The sequence below is a fragment of the Dyadobacter jiangsuensis genome (assembly GCF_003014695.1).
In the GTDB taxonomy this organism is placed as follows: Bacteria; Bacteroidota; Bacteroidia; order Cytophagales; family Spirosomataceae; genus Dyadobacter; species Dyadobacter jiangsuensis.
The window spans coordinates 29,544-43,762 of sequence record NZ_PYAS01000009.1 but is presented as its reverse complement, the minus strand read 5'-3'; the positions used below and the strand labels follow the sequence as shown (position 1 = coordinate 43,762).

General features: G+C 52.8%; 13 protein-coding genes. 1 reads left to right on the top strand and 12 read right to left on the bottom strand.

The window, feature by feature from the left end:
* Window positions 1-151: 151 nt before the first annotated feature.
* From CLV60_RS18715 to CLV60_RS18695, 5 genes are all read right to left on the bottom strand, one after another.
* Window positions 152-1,369, bottom strand: a complete 1,218-nt coding sequence (locus CLV60_RS18715) for an MFS transporter (protein ID WP_106596908.1) — start codon at window positions 1,367-1,369, stop codon at window positions 152-154.
* 6 nt (window positions 1,370-1,375) lie between these two features.
* Entirely contained in the window at window positions 1,376-4,147 is a 2,772-nt protein-coding gene (locus CLV60_RS18710; protein WP_106596907.1) for a TonB-dependent receptor, read from the bottom strand.
* Between the two features lie 34 nt (window positions 4,148-4,181).
* A complete protein-coding gene (locus CLV60_RS18705) occupies window positions 4,182-4,757 on the bottom strand; it encodes a carboxymuconolactone decarboxylase family protein (protein WP_106596906.1) in 576 nt (191 codons plus the stop codon).
* A gap of 268 nt (window positions 4,758-5,025) precedes the next feature.
* The gene (locus CLV60_RS18700; RefSeq protein WP_106596905.1) at window positions 5,026-5,592 is read right to left on the bottom strand and encodes a carboxymuconolactone decarboxylase family protein; all 567 of its coding nucleotides are present in this window, start codon (window positions 5,590-5,592) and stop codon (window positions 5,026-5,028) included.
* Between the two features lie 149 nt (window positions 5,593-5,741).
* Window positions 5,742-6,299, bottom strand: coding sequence for a hypothetical protein (locus tag CLV60_RS18695; RefSeq protein ID WP_229211038.1), 558 nt, complete (start codon window positions 6,297-6,299; stop codon window positions 5,742-5,744).
* A 134-nt stretch (window positions 6,300-6,433) separates the two neighbouring features.
* Here CLV60_RS18695 and CLV60_RS18690 point away from each other — a divergent pair, with 134 nt between their 5' ends.
* Window positions 6,434-6,772 carry a cupin domain-containing protein gene (locus CLV60_RS18690; protein ID WP_106596904.1) on the top strand — a complete coding sequence of 113 codons (339 nt, stop codon included), beginning with the start codon at window positions 6,434-6,436 and terminating at the stop codon, window positions 6,770-6,772.
* A 1-nt stretch (window position 6,773) separates the two neighbouring features.
* On the opposite strand, the gene CLV60_RS18685 is transcribed toward CLV60_RS18690, so the two are convergent.
* From CLV60_RS18685 to CLV60_RS18655, 7 genes are all read right to left on the bottom strand, one after another.
* Window positions 6,774-8,162: a Gfo/Idh/MocA family protein gene (locus CLV60_RS18685; RefSeq protein ID WP_106596903.1), complete on the bottom strand. Its 1,389-nt coding sequence runs from the start codon at window positions 8,160-8,162 to the stop codon at window positions 6,774-6,776.
* Between the two features lie 12 nt (window positions 8,163-8,174).
* Entirely contained in the window at window positions 8,175-9,263 is a 1,089-nt protein-coding gene (locus CLV60_RS18680; RefSeq protein WP_106596902.1) for a hypothetical protein, read from the bottom strand.
* A gap of 151 nt (window positions 9,264-9,414) precedes the next feature.
* Entirely contained in the window at window positions 9,415-10,158 is a 744-nt protein-coding gene (locus CLV60_RS18675; RefSeq protein ID WP_106597174.1) for an SDR family NAD(P)-dependent oxidoreductase, read from the bottom strand.
* A 68-nt stretch (window positions 10,159-10,226) separates the two neighbouring features.
* Window positions 10,227-11,183 (bottom strand): dihydrodipicolinate synthase family protein, encoded by a 957-nt coding sequence (locus tag CLV60_RS18670; protein WP_106596901.1) that lies wholly within the window; start codon window positions 11,181-11,183, stop codon window positions 10,227-10,229.
* 12 nt (window positions 11,184-11,195) lie between these two features.
* On the bottom strand, window positions 11,196-12,134 hold the full coding sequence (locus CLV60_RS18665) for a DMT family transporter (protein WP_106596900.1): 939 nt from the start codon (window positions 12,132-12,134) through the stop codon (window positions 11,196-11,198).
* Complete coding sequence (locus tag CLV60_RS18660) at window positions 12,131-13,264, bottom strand: mandelate racemase/muconate lactonizing enzyme family protein (RefSeq protein WP_106596899.1); 1,134 nt, start codon at window positions 13,262-13,264, stop codon at window positions 12,131-12,133. Before CLV60_RS18660 ends, CLV60_RS18665 begins: the two co-directional genes overlap by 4 nt.
* Window positions 13,261-14,205, bottom strand: a complete 945-nt coding sequence (locus CLV60_RS18655; protein WP_106596898.1) for a 3-hydroxyacyl-CoA dehydrogenase family protein — start codon at window positions 14,203-14,205, stop codon at window positions 13,261-13,263. Before CLV60_RS18655 ends, CLV60_RS18660 begins: the two co-directional genes overlap by 4 nt.
* Window positions 14,206-14,219 lie beyond the last annotated feature (14 nt).

Genomic DNA, 14,219 nt, shown 5'->3' with positions numbered 1-14,219 from the left:
CAGCGCACCGAAATATTTGTAGCGAAATAATTGTAGCGAAATAATTGCGGCGAAAAATTTGTGGAATTAGCGCATTTAAAAGAAATGGGTTCGCCAGGCGGCGAACCCGTTTGCCTAATATATTAACCTATGATAATACGCAAAATCCAGCTCATTTGCTTCTGAATGTAACAAACAACGCAACCAAAAAAGGCAGAGAGAAAACCAGCAAGGCATTCCCGAAACCGCCCAGCACCGTCACCAGAGAGCCAATGAAAAACACCGCCGTAGCGGTAAAGAACCGGCCGACGTTAAAACAAAAACCGGTGGCCGTGCCCCGCACCGCAAACGGAAACAGCTCGGGAATGTAGCTCGACAAAGCTCCCTGGCTGATCCCGAAACAGAATGCGAGCATGGCCGTTTCGATGTAAATGATATTGGAAAATGTGCGGTTGGTGATAAACAGCACGCCACACATCACCACGCAGGTAGCAAATGTGGCCATCAAAGTATTTTTCTTGCCGAATCGGTTTATCAGAATCCCCGAAAACACTCCGCCGGTAATGCCGCCCATTCCCAGCAGGATCATGAGCAATCCCCGCTCCTTCTGGCCGTCCTGCCCGCTCGCGAGCAACGACTGCGCCCACGTGGGAAGCCACGAGAATATCCCCCAAAGGCCTATCAGAACGGCACCGAAAATCAGTGAGCCGCGAATCACATTCGGCAGATTCTGAGCGTCAAAAATACTTTTCTGACCACTCCTGACCTCCCTGACATTCTTCCACCGGTCCGATTCCGGCAAAAGCAAAAAGATCAGTAATGCAGCAGCAACCGGAATGAAGCCGATGCCAAACGCCGTGCGCCAGTTTGAAAACAATAAATTAAGACTGCCGGTAGTAACAATGCCGATAGGAAAGCAAACGGCCAGAACGCCGAGGATCACAGCGCGGCTTCGGTCCTCCCATATTTCGGAGATGTAAACCGTGGTGATCAGCAACACCCCGCCCACGCCCATTCCGGCGGTGAAACGAATGGCCAGCAACGAATACCAATCGGGAACAATGGTAACCAGGCAAGTGGAGACACCATACAATGCCGTCACCAGCGTCAACGACTTTTTCCGGCCGATGCGGTCGCTTACGACCCCGAACAGCAGCCCGCCGCACATCCAGCCGTAGAGGTAAACCGCATTTACATAAGCGCCTATTTCGCCCAGTTCCGCTTCGCTCACCGCAGCACCTTTCAGTTCCGGAATAGCCACCGGCAGGTACACCGACATCAGCGTCGACACCGTGCCGCTCAGGGTATAGGCCACCACGCAGAGGATAAACGCAAGCCATTTCTGACTAACGCTGATCGGTTCCACACGTTGTATTTCCAAAGTTTCCATAGCCCGTTAGCGGAATAGTTGGTCGAAATTGAGACTTACATAATACAGCCCGCCCACAGCCGGTGAGCCGTAAGCCTGCACGATGTATTTATTCGTGATATTGGAGCCGCCCACTTTCACCACCGTTTTCAGGCTGGGAATGCGGTAGCTCACTTGTGCATCAAGCAAATTGTAGGCATTCACACGGCCCGGGCGCATTTCGGTGAATGTACCGTACCAGTCGAAAGCCTCCTGCCAGTGCCAGGCCACGTTGAAGCCGAGTCGATCGGTCAGGCGTGCATTTCCAAACATGACGTTGGTTTTCCACTTCGGTGTGTTGAAAGCCGGGATATTGTTCGGGTCGGCATCGCCCATGTTGAAATCGATCCAGGTCGCATTAGCCGATACCTTGTAATTTTTAGGCAAAGAGTAAGTCAAACCGGCACTGACACCCTGAATTGAGACCTTGTCTTTGGCATTGGTATACAACTGATACAACTGCCTGCCCGACCCCAGCAGCTCCATCGCAGCGGCCTGATTCACTGAGCCGTCCGCGGCCAGGATATTCGAAGGCGCGGCGGCTACCACGGTATTGATGATAAAATCGGTATACTGGCTGTAATAGTAATTGACATCGACCAGCAATTGCTTGGCGATCAAACCTTTGTAACCCACCTCGTAGCTTTTCACCTTTTCAGACTTGATGTAAGGCACGTCCGATTTCACGAGCTTGCTTTTGTTGTTGGCCACTGCTTGCGGGAAGGGGACACCCTTTGCCATATCTGCTCCAAAAGCCGCCGCAAATTGCGAGAACGATGCGATGGTCACCGAATTGGTATAGGCATTCATTCCCTCCGAATTCACCGGTGCACCGCCGAGGATGATGATCGGGCCGACATTCAGCTTGATATACTGATCGCCGATCGTCGGATTGCGGAAACCTGTCTGGTAGGAAGCACGGAAATGATGGTTCTCATTCGGTGAGAAAACAGCCGATGCGCGCGGCGTGAACCGGCCGTCGAAGTTCTCGTTCTTGTCATAACGACCCGAAACGGTCAGTTTCAGCCGGTCTTTCCAAAGTGATTTCGAAGCTTGTGCAAACACGCCGTACTCCTCGTTGGTGAGGTCTTTATCCTTATCGTCGAAAAGTGTCCCCCCGGTATTGAGGAAGTATTTCCGATAGTTACCTCCCACCTGCAAATTGATTACTTTCAAAAGCGAGCTGAAATCATACATCCCTTCTATGTGGTTCAGGCTGCATTGGCTGAGAATACCCGCCCCGGCCAGCCCGCGGGTTTTGATGAGCCGGTCTTTGGCGGAATTGAAAGCGTCGGAGCCCGGAGCGATGCGCCCCTCGTCCGCGAATGCGCGTGCAGCAGTGTGATTTTGCTGGGTTACGCCGCCAATCGCGCCGGTGTAGGCGGCTGCATATCTCGCAAACCAGGTCGAATCGGCCTTGTTGGGAGCTACGGTATTACCTGCCAAATCCTTCACCCAGCTACGGTTAATCTGCTGGCCCAATGCACGGGTATTGTACGAATTGGTCGAATACTCGTGGTTCGTGTAGGCACGTACGTAGAAATTGCTTCCGCGCAGTTCCAGCCGGTGCTGCACAAACTTGAAATCGTTGATCACAAACCGGTTCGAACCCGTGTATTGTGCTGTACCCTGATTGAAATTTCCCTGATAAATAGCTTCCAGCTTGTCGGTAATGCGGTAATGCAGCGCACCGCCCAGTTTCAGACTGTAAACACCGTAAGTAGCCAGGTCTTTTTCCTCGTAGCCCGTGCGTGACACGCGGCCGATGTTCGGCAATGTCTGTGCCACCTCATCGCCGTAAATGTTCAATGCATTGCGACCGGGATTGTTCGGGCCGCGGTTTTCGGGGTTGGTATTAGGGTCAATGTCGGTGTAATCGTTGGCATACCAGTCGGTGCCTTTGAGGTACGATGCATTGACTTTAAATGCAAGTTTGTTGTTGAAGGCTTTCGCGTATCGGATGGCCAGGTCATAAAGCGGTTTCGCGCCGAGGTCGGTACCATCTCCGATGTGGTTGATACCGAACTTGGTCTGGGCGCTGAGTCCCTGGTATTCAAATGGATTTTTGGTGCGTGTATTGAGCATTCCGTTGAATGCGATCGGGCCGTACAGTGCCGAGGCGGCACCCGGTATCAGTTCCGCGCTCTCAACATCGATGTCGTGCGGACCGAACAGGTTACCCATCGCAAAACCCAGGCCGGAAGGCTGGTTATCCACGCCGTCTACGAGTTGCAGAAAACGGCTGTTGCCCGTCGTGTTGAACCCGCGGGTGTTGATTTGCTTGTATGTCAGGCTGCTCGTTACCATATCGAGCGATTTCAGGTTGACCAAACCATCGTAAAAATTGGCGGACGGGGTCTGCTGTATGGCACGGGAATCCATTTTCTCGATGCTCACCGGTGACCGCAGAATGCTTTCTTCCACTCTTGAAGCGGTTACTACCACCTGGTTCAGCTCCTCGATAGCCGGCACCAGGTTCACCCGCAGCCCTTCCGGAGAAGCCACTTCTTTTTCCTGCCGTGCATAACCCACCAGCGAGATGATCAGCGTCGTAGGTATATTGGTTTTTAGCTCAAAATAACCTTCTGCATTGCTAATGGTACCGGTGTTCCTGCCTTTGACAGAAACGGAAACACCGGAAAGCGGCTTCTGGGAATCATTGTCAAAAATGTGTCCCGATACTTTCGTCGCCTGTCCCCAAACGGATTGTGTGAAGCACAGGGTAATAGTGAGGAGGAGGATGGGTAAAAGTCTTTTCATAGGTTAGGTTTTAATAGAGGTTCGATTCAATAGGTCAGGAGGGTTGAGTTTGCTTCTTCAAATGGTCGTAGCCGTTCGGCAGTCGGTTGTAACCGTGATCCACTAAACGTTGGCCCAGACCGGTATAGAATTGCGGATCGGCCGGAGCAACCGTAGCCATTCCGTCGACGTAGCGATTGTAGAGGCAAAAGAGGCCCGCGATCAGGACCGTGTCGTGGATTTCAGTATCCGTGGCGCCTTGTGCCTTCGCATTCGCAACCGATTCGGCTGTGACCGCTTTGCCGCTCACCTGCACCTGTTTGGCGATTTTCAGCAATGCTTTCATCTTATCGGAAACCGGTGCGGCTTCGATATCCTGCTTCATCAGCTCGCAGGTTTCGGTTTCACCCAGCAGCAAATCGGCCGCCGCAGTGTGCGCAGCAGTGCAAAACCGGCATTCGTTGTTATGCGACACAATGGTCGCGATCAGTTCGCGCTCAGCGGGCGACAGCGAATTCTCGCCACGCAAAATGAACTGCGTCAGCTGACGTATAGGCTCAGCAGTTACGCGGCTGTATTCCAGCAAGCCGGTAATGCCGGGCAAATGCTCCGGTAACGGGATATGTGGCACGGTACGGTATTGGGTTTGTGTTAACGACTGTTTTTTCTCAGGTGTGGTCAAGAGGTTGTCAGGGATTGTCAGGAATGGTCAGGAGTTGTCAAGGGTGGTCAGGAATTGTCAAGAATGGTCAGGAATTGTCAAGGGTTGTCAATATGTTCGCCAAATGACCACATCCGACCATATCTGACTACACCTGACTATAAATGACTACACCTGACTATACTTGACAATAAATGACTATACTTGACCATAAATGACTACAAATGACCACAACTAACTACACCTCAACAACATCCGCCTTGACCGGAAACCGCACATAGCCCGTAAACGCCATGCGTTGCCCCATTTCGCGGTACGCCTCGTTCTCTTGCGGCGCCCAGGTACCCAGTCCGTCCACATAACGATTGAACATGCAGAACGCCGCGGCGATCAGCACCGTATCGTGGATTTCCTTATCACCTGCACCCTCGGCACGGGCTGCTGCGATGTCCTCGTCGGTTACGGCCTTGCCGCTTTTCTGTACTTTGGCAGCGATATCCAGCAATGCGCGTAGTTTCGAGGAAATTTCGATCTGCTGAAAGCCGTTTTTGATGTCGTCGATCAGGCTGACGTCATAACCTAAATGCGCCATCGCAGCCGAACCGTGTGACGTGTGACAGAAATGCGTGTCATTCAGTAGCGACACATAGGAAGCGATCAGTTCGCGCTCGCCGCTTGTGAGGGGCGATTCACCACGCAGGAGCGTTTCCGCCAGCAGTTGCAGCGGGCCAGCCGTTTCGGGCCGGAAGTTAAAAAGGCCGACAATGCCTGGCAGCGATTCATCGGGTAGAGTAATATGCGCCATGGGAAGGAGATTTCTGGGTTAGTAAATCGGTCTTTCCTCCTGCATATGCGCATTCATATGTGCAACTGCATACTTACTCGCACCATACAGAGGCGTGCAACGTACACATATGAACGTTCCGCAATTTCAGGAAGAATAAAGAAGATGTACTAAGCCAGGTCTGGCGGCGGGGATGGTATGGAGTAATATCTTTCAGGCAGAATAGATCGGGCAGGGAATTGCTGGGCCAGGTATTTCGATGGCTCCCATTCCAGCACATAAAACACATGCTGGCGACCGGCGGTCATATATTCTTTGAGGAAATTCTTTAAAATACTCGAATGCGCGTCGTTTTGCGAACCGGTTGCATGGCCTGTCACCTGGTCGTTGATCTTCGACGCGAGATCCGAAAAGCGGTCGCGGGCGCCCTGGTCGAACTCGCAATGCACGTACAATGTATCGTTGATCAGCTGCTGGCTTTTCATTTGGTAGAACTGCCCTTCATGCTCGATCTGCCCTTGAACGGGCTCCGGCGCGTCCCAGTTGGTCTGATAAGGCACCGCCACCGGCACTTTGATCACAATATCCGCGGAACCTGCTGCCTGCTCCACGAAGCCTTTCCCTGCCGAGCTGATCGTATACCGCTCCTCCGACAGATAGACTATCGAATAGCCCACCATGTTGTATAGCAGCAGCGCCAGCAGCAATATGGAAATGATCCTGCGCAATGTTGAAATATTGAAATTTTGAGCGGTTTGTACAAATGTAGGAAAATGGTGCAGAAATCTATGGCAGTCATATAAAATTTTTGGTTCTCAGGTACATTTGCACATTATGAGTCTCATTAACCCAAAATCACACCATGCCTTTCGTCAATTTCAAAACCAATAAAGTAGTCAAAATCTGGGACGGCATTTATGGCACGCTGGGCCATTCGGAGCAGCAGACATTCGGGCATTTCACGATCGTTGCCGGAACCGTTCTGCCGGAACATAGCCATTTCCATGAGCAATGGTGCCATGTGCTGGAAGGAGAATTGGAATTCACCATCGACGGAGAAACGATGCTGCTCACGCCGGGCATGACAGCCCACATTCCGCCGCACGCGCCGCACTCCGCTATTGCCCACACGCAATGCCGGGTGATCGATTGTTTTACACCCGCACGTCAGGATTTTATCGAACTGGAAAAGGAGTCATAATTCAAAGCCTTACACCGGTTGTGCCTCCTTTTTCCATAGAAATGTCAATGGGTGCATTGGTTTTCCAGCTGCCGCGGGTGAAATCGGGGACGTCGATCGAATTGGAACGGTGCGCTACCGACCACTCGCTGAGTGGGCCGATGGAGCTCCACAATGCGGCGTCGTACACGTCCTGATCGAGCGGAAGGCCATTGCGGAGGCAGTCGATGGTGCGCCAGTCCATGAGGAAATCCATGCCGCCGTGCCCGCCGACCTGCTTGGCGGCTTCTCCTATTTTCTTTACGATGGGCGGCGTGTGTGCGGTTTCCAACGCTTTGTACGCTTCGGGCGAGAGCCATTCGTGCCCTTGGGAAATGCGCGCGGGCTCCGGGTATTTCAATGCGGCGCCTTTGGTACCGCTCACCAGCTGAATGCGCGAATAAGGACGCGGCGAAGCTACGTCGAACTGCACCATGATCGTCTTGCCCTTTTTAGTCCGGATGGTGGATGTGTTCATCATCCCGTTGAACGGCCTCCCGACAAACGGTTTGAAATCCGGATCATTCGCGGCCAGGCTCCTGGCGGTGCCGGCCATCACAAAGTCATTGTTCGACATCGACACCAGGTAATCCATCGCATCCCCGCGGTTGATATTCATTACCTGGCAAATGGGCCCCAGGCCATGCGTCGGATATAAATTACCTGTCCGCTGCGAAAGCTCTTTCAGCTCCCACATCTGGTAGAAGCGCTCTTTATCAAACACATATTCCTGCAAATTGTGGATATAGGCGCCTTCCGCGTGGGTGATTTCACCGAAGAAACCTTGCCGCGCGAGGTTCAATGTAAGCAGTTCAGAAAAGTCGTAGCAGCAATTTTCGGTCATCATGCAGTGCTTCCGCGTCTTTTCGGAGGTTTCGACAAGCTCCCAGCATTCATCGATGGTTTTGGCCGCAGGCACCTCCACGCAAACATGCTTACCGTGGTTCATGGAAAACACCGCCATCGGCGTATGCAGTGCCCAGGGCGTCACGATATACACCAGATCGAGGTCGTTGCGTTCGCACAGCTTTTTCCAGGCATCGGGAGCGGTATGGTATCCTTGCGGTTTATGTCCATTACCCGCCACCAGTTGAATAGCCTCAGCGACTTTCCCTTCCCGCAGATCACATACGGCCCTAATTTCCACCCCCGCGATCTTGTTCATGCGTTCTACGGCCGCCATTCCGCGGTTACCCAGCCCGATAAACCCGATGCGTACCGTTTCCAGCTTCGGAGCGGCGTAATTACACATATTGAATTGCTGCGCGCCGGCGCTGTGTATCTGCGGCATACCCGAAACGCCCGGTGGTAGTGCCGCCGAAGCGAGCCCGAGGCCGGTTATTTTGATAAAATCCCTGCGGTGCTGATCCATCGGAGGAGCGTGTTATGCATTTGAAACTGATTCCGTCAAGAACTGTGGCGTGTAACCATTCTCTCCCGCCCATTGCACGGCAGCGCGGATTTTGTCGCGGAAATCGGGCTGGTAGTTGAAGTAAAACGGATAGAAATATTGCTCGTGCACCAGCAAATCGAGGTATGGCGGCTTTTGCCCGTTCTTTTCGTGTGCATCGAGGTGCGGTTTGATATCTTCCAGCTTTTTGGTGTCGATGACAATGCTGGCCCGCACGAACGTGATGTCCTCGGCTGTGTCGCGCCACACAAAGCGCTTTTTGAGGTGCCGCCGTTGCGGTACCGTGAGGTAATACGATGCCGACGGCAGGTTATCATCCACATTGAAATAGCCCACCTGCGTCGCGTAGCCTGCGTCGCGCATCGCACGCGAGCCGGCGGCGGTGGCTTCGCCCCAGTGGATCGTGGTGACGGCGTGCATCACTTCCTCTCCGGCAAACCGCCGGATCTCGTTCATGATGAGATCACAGTCTTTTTTCACCTCATCATAACCGGCGTTCACATACGGCATGTCGGGAAACTCCTGCAATGCGTGGAAGCTCAGCCGGAGCCAGTCCGCATTGGCTTTCCATTCATTTTTGTATTGATCCGTGAAATCAGAGAGATTGAAACCGTCGGTCTGGTAAAACAGGTTCAGGTGGATTTTGGTACCATATTCCGCATTAACCTCTTTCAAAAATCCGAGATATGGATTATCAAAAAGCGACGCATAACGGTCCCTGTTTTGCTGAATATCCCTCAAAAACCAGACATTGTCGTCAATCGACAGCCGGTAATGCCCGGCGAAATTTTGGAGTAAAAAAATACGAATGGCTGTTTTTTCCCCGCTTACCGCGTCAATCGCTTCCAGCCGGTTTTCATATCCTTCCAAACGCATCTTCGCCTCGAAATGCCCGTCAGCATGCACAGCCGGAACGCCGTTCACCGCTATTTCAGCATCTTCCGCCGCCGCGATTTTGACCGTAATTTCCAATTTACCATCCATAAAAACGCCGTCAAATGCATGAAACACGTCTCCTTCAATGGGCGAGAGAAAGGTTAGCGGGGTGTTGGGAGAATGCATGGGAGGTAATGTGTTGAAGATTTTGACCGCCGACCACGGACCGCCGACCGCCGATGTTTTTTATGATTTTTCAGAATATACAAGATTTGACCTCATCGATGATCCATGACCGCGATTGGCTCTCGTTGGTCGGCCGTCGGCGGTCAGTTCACTAATACGTCGCCCTACCCCCCGAAAGATCAAACGTAAACCCGGTAACAAAACTATTCTCGGGCGAGACGATGAATGCAGCCATGTTGGCCGCTTCTTCGAGCGTGCCGCAGCGTTTCATGGGGATCTTGTCGGTCATGTATTTCACCTGGGCCTCGGGCATGGCGTCGACGAGCGGCGTCTGGATCACCGCGGGCGCCAGCGCATTCACGGTAATGCCTGTCTCGGCATACTCTTTCCCCTGCACTTTGGCCATGCCGATCACCGCGGCCTTCGAAGCCGAATAGGCCAGCATACCTGCATTCCCCTCTTTTCCGGCAATAGATGCAACGTGCAAAATCCGCCCGTAGTTGTTTTGAAGCATATAGGGAAGCACGGCCTTGGCAGTGTAAAAGCTCGCCATGAAATTGATATTGAACACTTTCTGCAAATTGGCCGTATCCACCTCATGGCTTTTGATATTGGTGGCCCCGGTAATGCCGGCACAATTGATGAGAATATCTATTTTACCAAAACGCTCCACCACGCGTGCTACCGCCTGCGCCACACGCTGCTCGTCCGTGACATCCACGCCGATGAGCTCTTCATGCTCCGCATTTCCGACAAACTCGTCGTTCAATGCCTGCTCATTCAGATCGAGTAACCCTATTCTGGCGCCTTCATTCAGGAGTTTATGGGCGATCACGAGGCCCAAACCGGAAGCGGCACCGGTAATGACGGCAACCTGATTCTCGAAATTGTTCATTTTACCAGCACGTTTTTGGTTGGATTTAGACTTGCCGGTTTTAAAAATACTTTTTTCTCCGTTCTTAATCACGCTTTCGAGAAGGTTGTTTCCAGTGATTTGATTTCCCACGTTTCATCATTAATTACATCCAAAACCCTCTGATTCAACTCCTTAATATAAGAAACAGACGAAGGGTCAGGAATATACGCGGCCTTGCGGGCAATGCTGTTTTTGAGGATGCCACGAGCCATTAGCAGCTCTTTTTCGGCATAATGGAAGAGCTCCATATTTTGCAGCGAGAAGAATATCTGCGGCATGACCTTTTCAAACAAGTCGAAAGCCTTTTGATGCGCGCCCTGGTTGCGCAGGGTGAATACTTTCTGCAAAATATCCGATACCGCAAGCCCCGGCATGACGCCGCGGATGCCGAGCGGGATGAGTTCCAGCATATACAAGCCGCCCCATCCTTCAAAAAGCCCGATTTTCCCGCCGGTTTCTTTGATAATGCTCTCAAACTTCGGTGCACAAAGCGGTTCTTCGAGTTTGAGGTATTTAAAATTCGGATGATGCTCCATCAGGTCGCGGATGAAGCCGACGCTGATCGACGAGCCGCCCGGGTTAAAATCCTGGATCAGTACCGGCGTATTGGGGACCGATTCTAAAAATCCGGACAGGTAGGCTTTGAGCGATTCCTCGGGCAGACTGAAAATCCGCGGCACGGCCAGCGACACCACGTCCGCACCCGCAGCCACATTCGCCTGCGCGAGCCGGATCGCCTGTTTCAGCGACGGGTGGTTCGATTGCGCGACGATCTTTACACGCCCGGCCGCCTGCGACACCGCTATCCGCACTACCTGCAACTTCTCGTCGTCGGTCAGCTTGTAAAATTCGCTCGCATAAGCAGGCAGGCAAACCGCCTCGATACCGCTTGCCACGGCAAAATCGATCAGGTCGCGAAGGGCCGCTTCGTCAATCTCCTCGTCTTCTGTGAATGGCGTCGGAATAATGGGCACGACGCCGGACAGTTCGTTTTCTGCATTCATACTCTTAGGGTTTTATGGATTGGCATTGACCAGTTCTTCCTGCTTCTTTTCCCGCGCCGCCTTGCTGTCGACAATGGTGAGTATCAACGTCGATACGAGTACTAGGACGCCACCGATAATGGCTTGTGTTTTCAAAGTTTCGCCCAAAACAAAAGCCGCAATGGGCAATCCCATGAACGTAATGAGGTAGTTGGACAGGGCGACCTGTGTGGCATCGAGGTATTTGAGTACCTTGAAAAACAGCAGCATCGACAGGAAGTTGTGAAAGAGCGTCAGCGCGATCATACCGGTCCAGGTTTGGGCGGTGTAATGCGGTATCACCGAAAACATTTGGGGTTCGTAATACCATACCAGCGGTGCGAGCAGGATCGCCATCACCAGATAGGTGTAAAAAACCATTTCCATTTCCGTGTATTGCTCGGCGACCTTCTTGCAGCCGACATTGTAATAGCCGTTGCCCAGTATGGCCAGGAATATCAGCAGGTTACCCATCGCATATTGTGAGCTCATGTCCATGTTCCGGATATCGTCGGTGGAGCAAAGCAGCACGCCCACGATCGCGATCCCAAAGCTGATCCACCGGATACGGTTCATTTTCTCTTTCAAAATAAAAAAGGCAAAAACCGCTGTCACGACCGGCAATGCGAGGATCAGGATGGCTGCATTGCTCGCCAGGGAATATTGCGTGCCCCAAGTCATGAGCACCTGCGACGGAAATGCACCGATGGCCGCCAATTGTACAAAAATGAGTACATCTTTGAGTTTCTTGTTCCCCTTTCTAAAATCCCGCCAGGCATAGGGAGCCAGGAAAACCGTAGCGAGCAGCATAGGCAGCCACACGGTAAAATAGGGCCCTACCTGATCCTGAGTAAGTTTTATGCACGTGAAATGGAACGACCAGATCAGGTTGCAGAAGAAGAGGATAGTCCACGAAAAAAATGCCTTCTTCATGAATGTGCGGTTAGGATTTTTCCGGTTTGATATTTTTCGAGCGCCTGCCGGTCGAGCGTAATGCCCAGCCCGTGGCCTTGCGGTACTTTCGCGGCACCGTTTTCAAATTCGATGGGGTCAGCCAGCAGGTCGTCCACCCGCACCAGTTCCCCGAAAATGTCCGACGGGATGGTGCAATTAATGCTCGCCGCCGCGATATGCAGGCCCATGGTTTCCGAAATACCCAGGTCCACTTCCGACCCGCGCCAGCATGGCTTGCCTTCCAAATGTGCGATCTCCGCCAGCAGCACACAGTTGTATGCCGAGCCATTGAAATTATAGCCATCGGCCGCATCCGCCCGCACGAACGTGATCATGTCGCGGATATCCTGCGTGTAGGGAAGCGAAATATGGCGGTACAAGGGTATTCCAAGGTGTTTTTTCAGGTATTTAAATCCTTCCGCATCCGCGTGCAGAATCGGATCTTCGAGCCCCAGCATGACGTCCATCTCCACCCCTTCCATCAATTTCATCGTCGTTTCCACATCATTCCAGCGCTGGTTCGGATCGAGCAGGACCTTAATACCATCGCCGCATTGCTTTTTGATCTCCTCCGTCCAAAGGCGCACCGGATCTTCGTCGGAGCATTTGAATTTGAAAACCTTGTGACCTTTCTGCATCGCTTCGAATGCTTTCTGCGCCGCATCTTCCGGTGTGCGCCGTCCTGTCCAGCCCATGCAATCGACCGTGTTGCGGTAGCTCCCGCCGAGCAGCTGGCACACCGGCACGTGCAGCAGTTTCCCTACCAGGTCGAGCACACAGCTTTCGAATGCCTCGTAAATGCGCTGGTCGGTTACGGGTAGGCGCCGCCAGTTCAGTTTCAGTACATCTTTCCCTACAAATTCCCCCAAAGCTTCGCGAATCAGCTCGCCCGACGCGCTGCGGTAGGTCTCGCCTACGCCCGTGAGCCCGTTCGCTAGGGTCATTTCGATGATCCACTTGGGCTGGTTCGCAAACTCCGTCCAGCTTTCTCCGGTAAGGAATTTCTGAGCAAATGCGGTGTCCTTGTCCAGTACCGTTTCGGAATTAAGGCTTCCGGCTTTGGCCGGCACGATTACTTCCGTGGCACGGACCGATGCGATTGTTGTCATTTCTGCGCGTATTTTTCAGCCAGCTTCCGGATATCGTAGCTGAAATCGATGAATGCTTTTTCCCAGGCTTCGGCGCTCTCCGGCGTGTAGGGGTAAAATCCCTGTGCGTTGCTCACGCCTCTCGCTCCCGAGGCCACGAGTTTTTCCATCATCTCGGGGCTCGTTTGTCGGTTGTCCAGGTCGGGGAACAAATCCTTCATAACAGTGAGGTAGGCCGGAATGCCCGTCAGGTCCATAAAGCGGAACGGACCGGCGAAGGTGATCCAGTAACCCAGGTCGTTGCGCAGCGAGCGGTCGACGTCCTCGACCGTCGCATAGCCGTTTTCCACCAGATTGAATGCCTCGCGCAGCATGGCGTACATGATGCGGTTGGTGATAAACCCGCGAATATCCTTTCGCAGCAGCGAGGGTTCCTTGCCCCAGCTTTCGGCCAGCTGCACGATTCGCTCTGCGTGTTTCAGGTCCGATTCCTTCCCGCAAATCACCTCCATAAACCGGGTAATATGCGCCGGCTCGGCCCAGTGAATTCCCAAAAGCCTTTCGGGATGCCACAACCCGGCCTGTAACACCGATACCGGTATGGCAGACGTGTTGCTGCCGATAATGGCGGTATTGGAAAGAACAGTCTCCAATGCATTGTAAACGGCCCTTTTGGCTTCCAAGTCCTCCGTAATCGATTCGATTACCACCTCATGCCCCACCAGATCCGCGATATTGGTCGTAATAGTGATGCGCCCGGCAACCGCTTCCGGCGATTCTTCCAGCATACCTTCCTCATTGAGTTCCGTGAGATAGCCCAGGATCCGCTTGCGGGCGGGCTCGGCCTCACTTCCATCTTTGACCAGCGAAGTAACCTCGTGACCCGCCGCGAGAATGCAGGTAGCAATGCTGCTTCCCATCAGGCCAAGGCCAACCGTACCGATGCGTTCCTTTAAACTCATTGTTATCAATGCAA